Origin of the sequence: Pannonibacter sp., from assembly GCF_051860505.1 — a bacterium.
GTDB lineage: Bacteria > Pseudomonadota > Alphaproteobacteria > Rhizobiales > Stappiaceae > Pannonibacter.
The window spans coordinates 1-14602 of record NZ_JBHYDX010000025.1; the positions used below are offsets into that span (position 1 = coordinate 1).

Annotated in this window: 9 protein-coding genes; 3 read left to right on the forward strand and 6 right to left on the reverse strand. The window is 63.0% G+C overall.

Features of this window, described 5'->3' with window-relative positions; genetic code table 11:
- Positions 1-865: 865 nt before the first annotated feature.
- Positions 866-2833: a M23 family metallopeptidase gene (locus ACTIFE_RS16300; protein WP_439530222.1), complete on the forward strand. Its 1968-nt coding sequence runs from the start codon at positions 866-868 to the stop codon at positions 2831-2833.
- A 93-nt stretch (positions 2834-2926) separates the two neighbouring features.
- On the opposite strand, the gene clpB is transcribed toward ACTIFE_RS16300, so the two are convergent.
- From clpB to ACTIFE_RS16330, 6 genes are all read right to left on the reverse strand, one after another.
- The gene (gene clpB, locus ACTIFE_RS16305; RefSeq protein ID WP_439530223.1) at positions 2927-5524 is read right to left on the reverse strand and encodes an ATP-dependent chaperone ClpB; all 2598 of its coding nucleotides are present in this window, start codon (positions 5522-5524) and stop codon (positions 2927-2929) included.
- 279 nt (positions 5525-5803) lie between these two features.
- The gene (locus ACTIFE_RS16310) at positions 5804-6952 is read right to left on the reverse strand and encodes a DUF4167 domain-containing protein (RefSeq protein ID WP_439530224.1); all 1149 of its coding nucleotides are present in this window, start codon (positions 6950-6952) and stop codon (positions 5804-5806) included.
- Between the two features lie 382 nt (positions 6953-7334).
- Complete coding sequence (prmC, locus tag ACTIFE_RS16315) at positions 7335-8192, reverse strand: peptide chain release factor N(5)-glutamine methyltransferase (protein ID WP_439530225.1); 858 nt, start codon at positions 8190-8192, stop codon at positions 7335-7337.
- Entirely contained in the window at positions 8192-9265 is a 1074-nt protein-coding gene (gene prfA / locus ACTIFE_RS16320; RefSeq protein WP_439530226.1) for a peptide chain release factor 1, read from the reverse strand. Before prfA ends, prmC begins: the two co-directional genes overlap by 1 nt.
- A 57-nt stretch (positions 9266-9322) precedes the next feature.
- A complete protein-coding gene (ptsP, locus tag ACTIFE_RS16325; RefSeq protein WP_439530227.1) occupies positions 9323-11590 on the reverse strand; it encodes a phosphoenolpyruvate--protein phosphotransferase in 2268 nt (755 codons plus the stop codon).
- 73 nt (positions 11591-11663) lie between these two features.
- On the reverse strand, positions 11664-12914 hold the full coding sequence (locus ACTIFE_RS16330) for an aspartate kinase (RefSeq protein WP_439530228.1): 1251 nt from the start codon (positions 12912-12914) through the stop codon (positions 11664-11666).
- A 213-nt stretch (positions 12915-13127) separates the two neighbouring features.
- Between ACTIFE_RS16330 and ubiG the strand changes: the two genes are divergently transcribed.
- Both ubiG and ACTIFE_RS16340 read left to right on the forward strand, forming a co-directional pair.
- Positions 13128-13898: a bifunctional 2-polyprenyl-6-hydroxyphenol methylase/3-demethylubiquinol 3-O-methyltransferase UbiG gene (ubiG, locus tag ACTIFE_RS16335; protein ID WP_439530229.1), complete on the forward strand. Its 771-nt coding sequence runs from the start codon at positions 13128-13130 to the stop codon at positions 13896-13898.
- Positions 13899-13911: 13 nt separating this feature from the next.
- Positions 13912-14601: an alpha/beta fold hydrolase gene (locus ACTIFE_RS16340; RefSeq protein WP_439530230.1), complete on the forward strand. Its 690-nt coding sequence runs from the start codon at positions 13912-13914 to the stop codon at positions 14599-14601.
- Position 14602: the final 1 nt, after the last annotated feature.

Here is a 14602-nt window from a genome sequence, read left to right on the forward strand (position 1 = left end):
CTGAGCCAGGATCAAACTCTCAGGTTTAACAAAAGTTTAATCACAGGCACCTCAATCGCTGCAATAAAGCACTCAAAGTCCCACAATCGCTTCGCAGCGCTCGTGAACTTGACAGAGATCGTTCCAAGCCCATCACTGAGCCCAAAACGTCTTCCTTGCTTCTTACAGAAGTCTGCGTACCTGCGTAACCCTTGCTTCATGCCAGATCTCTCTCAAGACCCGACCGCGCAAGAACAACGCCGACCACGCTTCCCTTCCTTCAAAACATAAATTGTCAAAGAACCGGGCAAAGCCCTCAACCATCAGTCGACAAACCAGCGTGACCTCCGAGGAGGTTTTGACTGCTCTGTCTGTCAGGCAGAACCGACAGCGTCTGGCGCCTCACCAAGTGGCGGCGCCGCCGTCGATGTGTGGGTTATACGGGGAGCCCCTTTTCGAGTCAACACAGTTTGTCAAAAAAGATTCACACGGGCAAAACCCCAGCGATTCCCTTGGTCAAAGCCCCCTCCCCGCCTGTGGGAAAGCCTGTTTCATGTCCTTTGCCTGCAAAATAATTTTGCGCCTCTGGCCGCTTGAGGCAGCCGCCGGTAACTCCAGCGGCCATATTGATGCCGGAAAGCCCACGTAGCCCCCTATATAAGAAAGCCGATGCACGGCTTGCCGGCGTGAGCAGACACTGGCGCGATTGGCAACGACATGCGGCGGAACCATCCGGTTGGCGTTCAACCGTTGACCTTTCGCCGGTGAGCCTGCATTTTTGCGGCCACTGTGAAACAGACGGTACACGGGTAGGCACCATGGCCACCAGGCCGCATCTTCGGCGAAACAGCCGTTGTGGCCTGTGTCCCTAACAACAAGGCACTCCATGCATCTGGGCCCCTTCCAGTCCCACGCACAGTCAACGGTCGATCTCGGCGAGACCCCGCCTCTGGTGGTCTATGATGAAGGCAACGGCCTGCCGGACCGCCGCAAGGTCAGCCTGCGCTGGCTGACCGGAACGGTGCTGACCGGACTGACTTCCGTGATGCTGATGGGCGGCGCGCTGGTTGCAGCGCTCGATGGCCAGTATCGGGTCGCCGCCGCCACCAATCCCGATCCGGCGGGTTTGTCCGGCAGCTTGACCTCGGGGACAAAAGGCGACCGGGTTGCCAAGCGGTCTGCCCAATTCACCAACCGGCAGATCATCCCGGTCAATGTCATCACCCGCGTTGGCGACCGCGACTTTATCAAGGCCCGTCCCTATGTCGCGGTCAATGCCAGCCTGTCCAGGCAGAAATCGCCTGACATGGAGGGTCGCATTCCGCCCTTCAATCCCTTGCAGATGTTCACCGACGGGCAACAGATCCAGGATCGCGGCATCAGCGACGGCATCTATTCGGCCCGCGCCGAAGGAGAACTCAGCCTGAGCCAGTCGGAGTTCCCGGTGAACAGTCCGATGATCGACCTGGACTTGACCCCCAGTGAAGCCGAAGTGGAACGCCTCGTACGGATCAGTGCGGCCGCGCTCGGGAGCGACAGCGTCGATATGGCCGCCAGGGCAATCGTTGACCCGACCCGGTTCGACTTCAACCTGGCCAGGCTGTCCGAGTTCTCTCGCCTGCAGGTGCGCATCACCCAGGAGAATGTCTCCTTCGTCTCCAAGCAGGATGATGACACGCTGCCGTCCGGCTTGGACGAGAAGATCGTTCCGGTCTTTGCCGACATGGATTTCAAGGATCTGCTGGTCGACAACGAGGCCAATGACGTTGAAGCGGAGTCGATCCTGGCTGCCTTCCGTCACGGCGCAGGGGTCGTCGAGGTCAAGGAGGGCGATCGCTTGCGCATCGCCATGGCACCAGACCCCAATGAAGAGGGCCGCATGCGGCCCGAACGGATCAGCATCTATACTGAGACCGACCACAAGGCGACCGTGGCCCGGGCCGATACCGGCACCTTTGTCGTCACGGACGCCCCGGTTGACGACCTTGCCGACGCCTTCGCCGAAACCGGACCACAGGAGAGCACCCCGAGCGGCAGCGTTCCCTCACTTTATGAAGGTGTCTACCAGACCGCGCTAGAACAGGAAATCCCGGAGCCGATGATCGGCGAACTGGTGCGGGCGTTCTCTTATGACGTCGACTTCAATGCCCGGGTCCAGCCCGGTGACGCCATTGAAGTGTTCTACGGCATGAGCGAAGAGAGCAGCGACGACCCGGCGGAAATCCTGTTCGCCTCGCTCAACACAGGCTCGACCCTGCGCCGTCTTTACCGCTTCCGCACGCCGGACGATGGATCTGTCGACTATTATGACGAAGCAGGCCGCAGCGCGAAGAAGTTCCTGATGCGCAAGCCCCTCTCCGGTGGCACCTTCCGCTCCGGGTTTGGCATGCGTCGCCATCCGATCCATGGCTTTGCCAAAATGCATACCGGCGTCGACTGGTCAGCCAGCCGCGGCGTGCCAATCATGGCCGCCGGCAACGGCACCGTGATCAAGTCGCAGTGGGTCTCGGGCTACGGCAAGCGGGTCGAGATTCGCCATGCCAACGGCTATGTCACCACCTACAGCCACATGAACGATTTCGCCGGCGGCATCACGGAAGGCGCCCGGGTCAATCAGGGCCAGATCATCGGCTATGTCGGATCGACCGGTCTGTCGACCGGGCCGCACCTTCACTATGAAGTCCTCGTCAACGCCAATTTCGTCGACCCGATGCGCATCCGCCTGCCGCGGGGCCGGGTGCTGGAGGGCGAGATGCTGGCCGCCTTCGAAGCTGAACGCAACCGCATCGACGCCCTGCTCGACCGGGGCCAGCGCCCCTCTCGCCTTGCGTCGGCCGCTGCAATCACGCGTTAGGACTTACTGCCTACCCCCGTCAAAAAAACAACGGCCCGCTTTTGCGGGCCGTTGTGCTTTCATTCATCCGACAAGCGGGCCGGAGGCCAGGCTTTAGGCAGCAGCCGAATGGCCCCTTTCGCGGCTGAAGATCAGCCGGTCCGTCCCCGCTGAGACCGCCAGATGGTCGCCGTCGAGGATCTCGCCGGATAGTATCCGCTCGGCCAGGGGATCCTGCACATCCTTCTGGATCACCCGCTTCAGCGGCCGGGCACCATAAGCCGGATCATAGCCCTTCTGCGACAGCCAGGTGACTGCAGCCGGGTCCAGCTCGAGCGTAATCTTGCGGTCGGCGAGAAGCTGGCGCAAACGGCCCAGCTGGATCTCGACGATGGCCGCCATCTGGTTGCGCTGCAGCCGGTGGAAGAGGACGATCTCGTCGAGCCGGTTGAGAAACTCCGGCCGGAAATGTCCGCGCACCACACCCATGACTTCGTCGCGCACCTGATCGGAATCCTCGCCATCGGGCTGGTTGACGAGATACTCCGCCCCGAGGTTCGAGGTCATGATGATCAGCGTGTTGCGGAAGTCGACAGTCCGGCCCTGACCATCGGTCAGGCGGCCATCGTCCAGCACCTGCAGCAGCACATTAAAGACATCCGTATGTGCCTTTTCGATCTCGTCGAACAGCACCACCTGATAGGGCCGGCGCCGCACGGCTTCGGTCAGGCTGCCGCCCTCCTCATAGCCAACATAGCCAGGAGGCGCGCCGATCAGCCGGGCCACAGAGTGTTTCTCCATGAATTCGGACATGTCGATGCGCACCATGGCCGTGTCATCGTCAAAGAGGAACGACGCCAGCGCCTTGGTCAGTTCGGTCTTGCCGACACCCGTCGGCCCGAGGAACATGAAGGAACCAATCGGCCGGTTCGGGTCCTGCAGGCCCGCGCGGGCACGGCGAACGGCAGTCGACACCGCATGGATAGCTTCGGCCTGCCCCACAACACGCCGGGCGAGTTCATCTTCCATTCGAAGCAACTTCTCGCGCTCCCCCTCCAGCATCTTGTCGACCGGAATGCCGGTCCACTTCGACACCACCTGGGCGATATGGCTCGGCGTCACCGCCTCATCGACCATCGCGCCCTTGGAAGAGATCGCCACGCCGGCTGCAATCTTGCGCTCCAGCTCAGGGATGACGCCGTAGGCCAGTTCACCGGCGCGGGCGAGATTGCCCTGGCGCTGAGCTTTTTCCAGTTCGCCCCGGGCCTGGTCGAGTTGTTCCTTCAGCTTCTGCTCGGAGGTCAGCTTGGCCTTTTCCGCCTGCCAGCGACCGGTCAGTTCGGCAGACTCCTGCTCCAACTCGGCCAGTTCCTTTTCCAGCTTGCCGAGACGATCCAGCGTTGCCGCGTCGCTTTCCTTCTTCAGAGCCTCACGCTCGATCTTCAGCTGGATGATCCGGCGATCAAGCTCATCCAGCTCTTCCGGCTTGGAATCTACCTGCATTCTGAGGCGGCTCGCCGCCTCGTCCATCAGATCGATGGCCTTGTCCGGCAGGAAGCGGTCGGTGATGTAGCGGTTGGAGAAGGTGGCCGCAGCGACGATGGCCGCGTCCGTGATGCGCACGCCGTGATGCAGCTCGTATTTCTCCTTGATCCCGCGCAGGATGGAGATCGAGTCCTCGACAGTTGGCTCGCTGACGAAGACGGGCTGGAAGCGCCGGGCCAGCGCCGCGTCCTTTTCCACGTGCTTGCGGTACTCATCGAGTGTGGTCGCCCCGACGCAGTGCAATTCGCCCCGCGCCAGCGCAGGCTTCAGCAGGTTGGAAGCGTCCATCGCCCCGTCCGCCTTGCCGGCCCCGACCAGCGTATGCATTTCGTCAATGAACAGCACGATGCCACCGGCGGCCGTCTCGACCTCGGACAGGATGCCCTTCAGGCGCTCCTCGAACTCGCCGCGATATTTGGCACCGGCGATGAGGGCGCCCATGTCGAGGGCGAGGAGCTGCTTGTCCTTGAGGGATTCAGGGACATCGCCATTGATGATGCGCAAGGCCAGACCCTCGGCGATGGCCGTCTTGCCAACACCGGGCTCGCCGATCAGCACCGGATTGTTCTTGGTCCGGCGGGACAGGACCTGGATCGTGCGGCGAATTTCCTCGTCACGGCCGATCACCGGATCGAGCTTGCCATCGCGGGCGGCCTGGGTCAGGTCGCGGGTGTATTTCTTCAAGGCATCATACTGGTTCTCGGCGCTGGCGCTGGTGGCGGTCCGCCCCTTGCGCAATGCGTTGATCGCCTGATTGAGATTTGCCGGCGTCACCCCGGCCCGGGCGAGGATCTTGCCGGTTTCAGTGTCGCTGTCCATGGCCAGCGCGAGCAGCATCCGCTCGACGGTGACGAAGCTGTCGCCCGCCTTGTCGGCCAGCTTTTCCGCCTGATCAAAGAAACGCGCAGTCGCCGCTGCCATATAGAGCTGGCCGGAGCCGCCGGAAACCTTGGGCATCTTCTCGAGCGCGCGCTCAAGCTCGGCCTTCGCCTCACGCGAACGGCCACCGGCACGGTCGATCAGCCCGGAGGCCATGCCTTCCGGATCGTCGAGCAGCACCTTGAGGATATGCTCAGGCGTGAATTGCTGATGGCCCTGCCCCAGCGCATAGGTCTGGGCAGACTGCATGAAGCCACGCGCACGTTCGGTGTATTTTTCAACGTTCATCATAACCCTCCTTGCCGCCGGACCACCCGAAGCATGGCCGGCGTATCGGAAATGCGGCCCTCGCGAGGCGGGCGGCCGCACCATCCACATGATGGCCCTCCGGATATAGTGTTGCAAATCGACAACAAAAGGGGGCGGGCGGCAACTCCGGAACTTTCCTAACAGCCGAGGCTGGACCGACGCTGATGTCGCCTTGCATCGCCAGAACCTGCTTCATAAACAGAAACGGCGCGCAGATGATCCGCGCGCCGTTTTAAATCTTGCCAGATCGTCGGACTGTCAGGCGTCGCCGCCAGCTGCAGCTTCTGTTTCCTTGGTCCGGCGCGGCCGAACGGTCCGGCGAGCGCGTGGCTTGGCTTCCGCTTCTTCGGTTACGGCAGTGGCTTCGACCGGCGCTTCCGGTGCAGCGGCAACTGCTGCCACATCGACGTCGGCAACCGGATCGTTGACATCGCCACCGTCTTCATTCGGACGGCGAACACCACGGCCACGCGTTCCACGGAGGCGACGACGCGGCTTGTCGTCCTCAGCACCCTCGGGACCGGCCTCATGGATCTGATCTACGATCTGGTCCTGGACCGGCTCGGCGCGATTGCCATGACCATTCAGCTCTACAACCGGCATGTGCTCGATGAAGGGCTGGGGAGTATCCGTGGTCACGATGTCGACGGGACGCGCAGCACGTTCATACTGATCGCCGCGGTCACGACGATCGACACGGTTGCCGCGTTCGGCTCGGTCTGGACGATCGTTCCGTTCGGGCCGATCAGTCCGCTCTGGCCGATCACGCCGCTCCGGACGATCGACCCTCTCCGGGCGCTCCATCCGCTCGGGGCGATCCATCCGCTCAGGGCGCTCGGCACGGTCCGGCCGGTCACCACGATCCGGGCGGTCGGTGCGCTCGACGCGGTCGCCACGATCCGATCGTTCCGGACGGTCGCCGCGCTCATAGCGATCACCCCGATCAGGGCGTTCACTCCGTTCGGGACGCTCGTAACGCTCCTGCCGCTCAGGACGGTCCGAACGGTCTGGGCGCTCCTGCCGATCTGAGCGTTCGGTCCGCTCCTGACGCTCGGGACGTTCGTAACGCTCCGGCTGATCATAGCGCTCGCCGCCCTGATCCTCGTCATCCTCATCGTCCTGGCTGCCGTCGTAACGCAAGCCATTGGCGGAGAGCATGTTGGGTTGGGCAGCGGCAACGATGCGCAGGTAATGTTCGGCGTGCTGGTAGTAGTTTTCCGACATTACCCGGTCACCGGCTGCATGCGCATCACGGGCCAATTGCTGATACTTCTCCGCAACATGCAGAGCCGTACCGCGGATCTTCACGTCCGGTCCGTTTGATTCAAACGTCCGGTTAAGCGGGCTGGGTCCTTTGCTACGGCCCCTGCCCCGCATACGCTGCTTGTTTTGATTTCCTGGTCTCATCCTGCCGTTAACTCTTGAGGAACGGCGACCGGCGCCTTGCCAGTCAAACACGTGACGCCGCTTGCGATGCGCCGGTGACCGCTCTCCACGCAAGGAAAGACAGTTACCAGCGGGCACACGACCGCCTGTTAGTAAAGCCCGACGCAATTGGTCCATCCCGGAAGGGAGAAAGCAATCGCCATCATCTGCGACAGACCGACTTGCCGGAACTTTATGAAATGTATCGGGTCCCAAAACGCGTCGCGATCGTTCGGCCCGATATCCCCGTCCAGGCTAGATCGCTGAGCAGGCAGTATAGTCCTGCCCCGATTGCGTCATTCCGGCTTCAGCGAGGAGAAACTATCCGGTTCCTTCAGGATTTCCAAGCCCTTTTTCAAGGATCTCAGACCTGATTGTCACACTGTTTCCAGCCAAGGACGACACGGTCCAGACCAGAAAGATCCTGAAGTATTTCAACCTCTTGAAAGTGATGGTCGCGCAGCAGGCTGGCAACAGGCGCACCTTGTGCGGCACCGATCTCCAGAGCCAGAAGCCCGCCTCGCGCAAGAAGGCCCGCCGCTTCAGGAACAATCCGGCGATAGGCATCGAGCCCGTCGGCACCACCGTCGAGGGCCAGAACCGGATCGTGCAGGATGACTTCAGGGGCCAGATCCGCCAGTTCCGGATGGCTGATGTAAGGGGGGTTGGACACGATGACATCAAGCCCGCCAGCAAGAGCCGCCGCATAATCCCCGCACAGAAACAGCACGCGATCCGACAGCCCATGGCGAACAGCGTTCCTGCGCGCTGTTGCAAGAGCATCCATCGACAGGTCGACGGCCAGCCCTTGCGCCTGCGGCAGATGCGCAAGAAGCGCAAGCAGGATGGCGCCTGTTCCGGTGCCAAGGTCTGCAAGACGCAGCGCCCTGTCCGCAAACCTGGCCAACACCGCTTCGACAAGGATTTCCGTATCTGGTCGAGGCTCAAGCGTGCCGATGGACAATTCGAGGCCAAGACCAAAGAACTCGCGCTGGCCGAGGATGCGTCCGACCGGGGCGCCGGACAACCGGCATTCACCGTACCGGGCCGCGAGCGCCACAGCATCTGCGCTGACGGCGAGATCCTGGTCCAGCAGCAGTGCACCGGGTTCGATCCCGAGCGCGGCAGCAACGAGGATGCGCGCATCCAGCTCCGGGGTCGGGACATCCGCCGCCCGGAATTGATCGCGCAGCAGACGGTAAAGAGTGCCGCGCGTCTGCATCACATCTCCTCGGCAGCCATTAGCGTCGCCTGATGATCGACCGTCAGCGGCTCAATGATCTCGTCCAGAGCCTCGCCGGACAGGATCTGCTCAAGTTTGTAGAGTGTCAGGCCAATCCGATGATCGGTAACCCGCCCTTGCGGAAAATTATAGGTCCGGATGCGTTCGGAGCGATCGCCAGAGCCGACCTGCAGGCGGCGGGCCTCGGTGCGCTCGCCGGCAAGCTTTTCGCGCTGCGCATCATAGATGCGCGCGCGCAAGAGCTGCAGCGCCCGTGCCTTGTTCTTGTGCTGCGACCGCTCGTCCTGCACCGCGACGACGATACCGGTCGGCATATGCGTGATGCGGACAGCCGAATCGGTGGTGTTGACGTGCTGGCCGCCGGCACCGGATGCCCGGTAAGTGTCGATCCGGAGATCCGCCTCGACGATCTCGACATCCACTTCTTCGGCCTGCGGCAACACCGCAACCGTGGCTGCCGACGTATGGATCCGGCCACCGGACTCAGTCTCCGGCACGCGCTGGACCCGGTGCACACCGGATTCGAACTTGAGCCGGGCAAACACATTTTCTCCGGTGACGGAGGCAATCACTTCCTTGAAGCCGCCAACCTCGCCCTCGCTTGCCGACAGGACCTCGACCTTCCAGCCGCGCAGGTCGGCAAAGCGCTGGTACATGCGGAACAGGTCACCGGCGAAAAGCGCCGCCTCGTCTCCGCCTGTTCCGGCGCGCACTTCTAGGATCGCATCGTTCTTGTCAGCAGAATCCTTGGGCAGCAAACCGACACGGACCGCCTGCGTCAACGCCGCGACCTTTTCCGTCAGGTCATCGCGCTCTGCTTCCGCCAGTTCCCGCATCTCCCGGTCTGAGCTGGCTTCAACGATCATCGCCTCAGCCCCGGCCAGTTCCTCCTCCGCCTTGCGCAGGGCCTGGACCGCTCGGACCAGCGGCTCGATTTCAGCATACTCGCGCGACAGGCGCACATAGGTCGCCGCATCCGGGTTGGACGACAGGCGATGCTCGATATCGGCAAAGCGATTGAGAAGGGTATCGAGTTTTCCTTGCGCAAGCATGCGCGAATCTCCTCGGCCCCGCGACACATCCGGCGCAGGCACAGGGTCAATAGGTGTCTAGAGGGCGACGTCCTGCTCAGCCGCGAACTGGCGCAGGAACTGGCGCAGGTCCTTGTCCGGGTGCCCCGGCTCCAGGCGCGGCAAAAGCCGGGCCTGCAAGCGGCCAAGGTCAAGGCTGCGCACCATCGCCTTCACTGGCCCGAGCGCCGCCGGGGACATGGACAGCGAGCGGAAGCCAATGCCCACAAGGGCCATGGCCTCCAGCGGCTTTCCGGCCAGTTCCCCGCATAGGGTGACCGGCACATGATGACGACTGGCCGCATCGGTGATCGACTTCAAGGCCCGGAGGAAGCCGGCGCCCATCGTGTCATAGCGATCAGCCACCCTTGTGTTGCCACGGTCGACCGCATTGAAGAACTGGAACAGGTCATTCGAGCCGACCGAGACAAAGTCCACAGCCTGCATCAGTTCTTCAAGCTGATACAGCAGCGACGGCACCTCGATCATGGTGCCAAGCCGGATGGCATCGGGCACCGAATGACCATGTCGGCGCGAGTGACGCAACTCGCGCTCCACCAGATCCTTCGCCCGGTGGAATTCATCCACTTCCGAGACCATCGGGAACATCAGCTTGAGTTCGCGCCCGGCCGCTGCCCGCAGCAACGCCCGAACCTGTGTGCGCAAAAGACCCGGACGGTCGAGACCCAGGCGCAGCGCGCGCCAGCCCATCGCCGGGTTTTCCTCGTGGATCGCCCTGAGATACGGCAGCACCTTGTCGCCGCCGATATCGAGCGAGCGGAAGGTCACCGGCTTGCCGGCAGCCGCATCGAGAACCTGCGTGTACTGATTCTGCTGGTCAGACAGGCGCGGGAACGACGAGGCGACCATGAACTGTAGCTCGGTGCGGAACAGACCGACGCCAACCGCGCCAGACTCAGCCAGATGTGGCAGGTCGACCAGCAGCCCTGCATTCATCTGCAGCGCCACATCGACCCCATCCTTGGTCACCGACGGCTTGGACCGCAGGCGGCGGTACTCGGCCTGGCGCCTGGCACGGAAACGCACCTTCTCGGCGTAAGCGTCCTGCACGTCCGTTGCCGGGCGCAGGTAGACTTCGCCCGTTCCGCCATCAACGATGATCGCATCGCCGGCATCGGCCAGACTGACGATATCCTCGACCTGCCCCACGGCCGCAATGCCCAGCGCACGCGCGACAATGGTGACGTGGCTGGTCGGTCCACCTTCTTCAAGCACGACCGCGCGGATGCGGTCACGGCCATAGTCAAGCAGCTCCGCCGCACCCATGTTGCGGGCGATGATGATGGCATCCTTCGGCAGCGCGCCCGAAGACGAGCCATGCTGACGGCCCATCAATTCGCGGATCAGCCGATGCGCCAGATCATCGAGATCATGTAAACGCTCTCGCAGATAGGGATCGGTCTGGCGCAGCATGCGGGCACGCATGTCGCTCTGGACCTTTTCGACGGCCGCCTCTGCGGTCAGGCCGTTGTTGATCGCTTCCTCGATCTTGCGGATCCAGCCCTGGTCGTAGGCAAACATCCGGTAGGCTTCGAGCACGTCGCGGTGCTCGCCGGACTGGGCCATGTCGCCACTGGACAAGAGGCTATCGATGGACAGCCGCAGCCGGTTGACCGCGCCTTCCAGCCGGGTGCGCTCGTGATCCGTATCCTCGGCGATCAGATTGGTGACGACGACGCGCGGCTCATGCAGCACGACATGGCCAAGGCCGACGCCATCGGCAAGGCCGACGGCTGCAAAGCGGATCGGCCGGGAGAGATCAAGGCCCGTGCCCGGCTTGGCAATCGCCTCCAGTTCGCCAGCGGCAACCATCTCCGCGATGACCATCGCGGTTGTTTGCAGCGCTTCGACCTCGTCCTCGTAGTAGGTACGGTGCGATTTGTTCTGCACCACCAGAACGCCGAGCGTCCGGCCCGCGCGCAGCACGGGAACGCCAAGGAACGAGTTGTAGGCTTCTTCACCCGTCTCCGGAAGATACGCGAAGGCGGGATGCGCCCTGGCATTGGGAAGATTGAGCGGCCGCGCCTCGGCAGCGATGAGACCGACGAGGCCTTGACCGACGCGGAGCGAGGCCTGGTGCACGGCTTCGCGCTTCAGGCCTTCGGTGGCGTAAAGCTCGAGCACGCCGTCAGCACGCAAAATATAGACGGAACAGACTTCCGCGACCACGTTGGCCGCGATCAGAACTACGATCTTGTCGAGCCGTTCCTGCGCATTGATCGGCTCCGCCATGACTTCGCGAAGCCGGCGGAGCAACAGGCGCGGACCGGCCAGATTGCTGCGCATTGTCAGCTCCGTTCCCGTCGGCGTGAAAGCCACTGGCGGGAGGGCCCCGCCAGCGCATGCTCCACGGTAAAGCTTATCCGTCCAATCCGTATAGCGAATGGAGAGTCCGGACCGCAAGTTCCGTGTAGGCGGAATCGATCAGCACGGAGATCTTGATCTCCGATGTCGTGATCGCCCGGATGTTGATGCCCTTTTCCGCAAGGCCGCGGAAACACTGGGCTGCAACGCCTGCGTGGGAGCGCATGCCGATACCGATGACCGAAACCTTCACCACATCGCGTGCACCTTCGACAGCCGCGTAGCCGAGTGTCGTGCGGTTGTCCTCAAGCACCTTCATCGCCCGGTCGTAATCCGATTCGGGCACCGTGAAGGTGATGTCCGTCGTCTTGCCGTCCGGCGTGATGTTCTGGACGATCATGTCCACGTTGATATTGGCATCGGCAAGCGGACCGAATACCGCCCCGGCGACGCCAGGCTGGTCCGGCACATTGCGGATGGAGATCTGGGCTTCGTCCTTGGCAAAGGCGATGCCGGTCACAACTTGCTGTTCCACGAGCTCATCCTCGTCGCAGATAAGGGTTCCGGGGGGAAGACCATCCTTGCCCGTCTGCGGGGCATCGGGATCATCAAAACTGGAGCGCACAAACGTCCGCACGCCATGCACCATGGCCATCTCGACCGACCGCACCTGCAGCACCTTGGCGCCGAGCGAGGCCATTTCGAGCATCTCCTCGAAAGCGACGCGGTCGAGCCGGCGGGCCTTCGGGACAATGCGCGGGTCCGTGGTGTAGACGCCGTCCACGTCGGTATAGATGTCGCAGCGATCGGCCTGGATCGCAGCGGCAATAGCCACGGCGCTGGTGTCCGAGCCGCCACGGCCAAGTGTCGAGATCCGGTTGTCCGGGGCAATGCCCTGGAAACCCGCGACCACGGCCACCTGGCCCTGTTTCAGCCGTTCGACCATGAAAGCGCCGTCAATTCCGGCAATCCGGGCGGCGCCATGCGAGCCGTCGGTGCGGATCGGGATCTGCCAGCCCTGCCAGGACCGGGCATTGACGCCCATCTCCTGCAGCACAATGGCGAGAAGGCCCGAAGTGACCTGTTCGCCCGAGGCAACGACTGCGTCATATTCACGCGCATCATGCATCGGAGCGGCCTCGCGGCACCACGCAACCAGCTGGTTGGTCGCACCCGACATCGCGGACACGACGACAGCCACTTCATGGCCGGCATCGACTTCCCGTTTCACATGCCGGGCGACATTGCGAATACGTTCGATATTGGCGACGGACGTGCCGCCGAACTTCATAACCAGTCGGGCCATCGTGGTCCTGGTCTTCACTCTCGAGGGCCAATGGGCGCGACAACTACGCCCGGCGGATCGGGCGAAATGCATACAGCGACATGGACCTTGCTGCAACACCGCGCCTTGACAAAGTCGGCCCAAGCGAGAAGGTCATCCGCAATGCACCAGCCCCGCGTAAGACACATGCCGGGGATCAACCTGCAACACATGACCCCGTGAAAAGGACAAGCCATGAGCCCGAACAGCAGCCCCCACATCGCCGGCACGGTCGACGAGCGCGAAGTGGCGCGGTTCTCCGCCATGGCGGCCGAATGGTGGAGCCCGACCGGCAAGTTCCGCCCGCTGCACAAGTTCAACCCCGTCCGCCTTGCCTATATCAAGGACAAGGTGTGCGAACGCTTCGGCCGGGACCCGAAGGCCAGCGATGCCTTCAAGGGCCTGCGCATTCTCGACATCGGCTGCGGCGGCGGCCTCCTGAGCGAACCCATGGCCCGCCTTGGCGCGACGGTAACGGGCGCTGACCCGTCGACGACCAACATCGAGATCGCCCGCCTGCACGCCGCGCAGTCCGGCCTCGACATCGATTATCGCGCGGCCACGGCCGAAGACCTGGCTGCTGCCGGCGAGAGCTTTGACGTGGTGCTGAACATGGAAGTCGTCGAGCATGTTGCCGACGTGCCGCTGTTCCTCGGCGAAGTGTCGCGCATGGTCCGCCCCGGCGGACTGATGTTCGTCGCCACCATCAACCGAACATTGAAAGCCTATGCACTGGCCATTGTCGGTGCCGAGTATGTGCTGCGCTGGCTGCCCAAGGGCACGCATTCGTATGAGAAGCTGGTGCGCCCATCCGAGATCGAAGGCCCGCTGGGCGCTGCCGGTCTGGAGATCCTTGACCGCAGCGGCGTCAGCTACAACCCGCTTGCCGACACCTGGAACCGGTCGCGCGACATGGACGTGAACTACATGCTGCTGGCTGGCCGGCCAGGCGATGCAGCGGTTTGATCGGGGCATCATCATGGAACCGATCGTTCTCATCCCGGGGCTGCTGTGCACCGAAACGCTGTTTGCGCCGCAGATTGTCGCGCTGGCTGACCGGCCGGTAATGGTGGCCAACCACCGCGACTATGACAACATCCCGGCAATCGCGGCAAGCATCCTTGCGGCGGCCCCCGAACGGTTTGCACTGGCCGGCCTGTCTATGGGCGGCTATGTGGCAATGGAAATCATGCGACAGGCGCCGGAGCGGGTCAGCCGGCTTGCCCTCCTCGACACCAGCCCCAAGCCCGATGCGCCGGAACAGGGCGAACGGCGGCGCGTGCTGATCGGTCTTGCCGAGAGCGGGAAGTTCTCGAAGGTCCCGCATCTGCTGTACCCCGGACTGGTCGACGCCAGCCGACTGGAAGACGAGGGGCTGAAATCTGTTGTTGTCGAGATGGCAACAGATACGGGACCCGATGCTTTCGTGCGGCAACAGACCGCCATCATGGGCCGGGTCGATTCACGGCCTTTCCTTGCCGCCATCGCGGCTCCGACACTGGTCCTTGTCGGCGAGGGAGACACGCTGACCCCGCCGGCGGTCGCGCGTGAGATGCATGACGCCATCGCCGGCAGCCGCCTTGCGGTGCTGCCCGGCTGCGGCCATCTCTCAACGCTTGAGGCCCCTGGCGCGGTCACAGCTGAACTGCAGGCCTGGCTGCAGGCCTGAG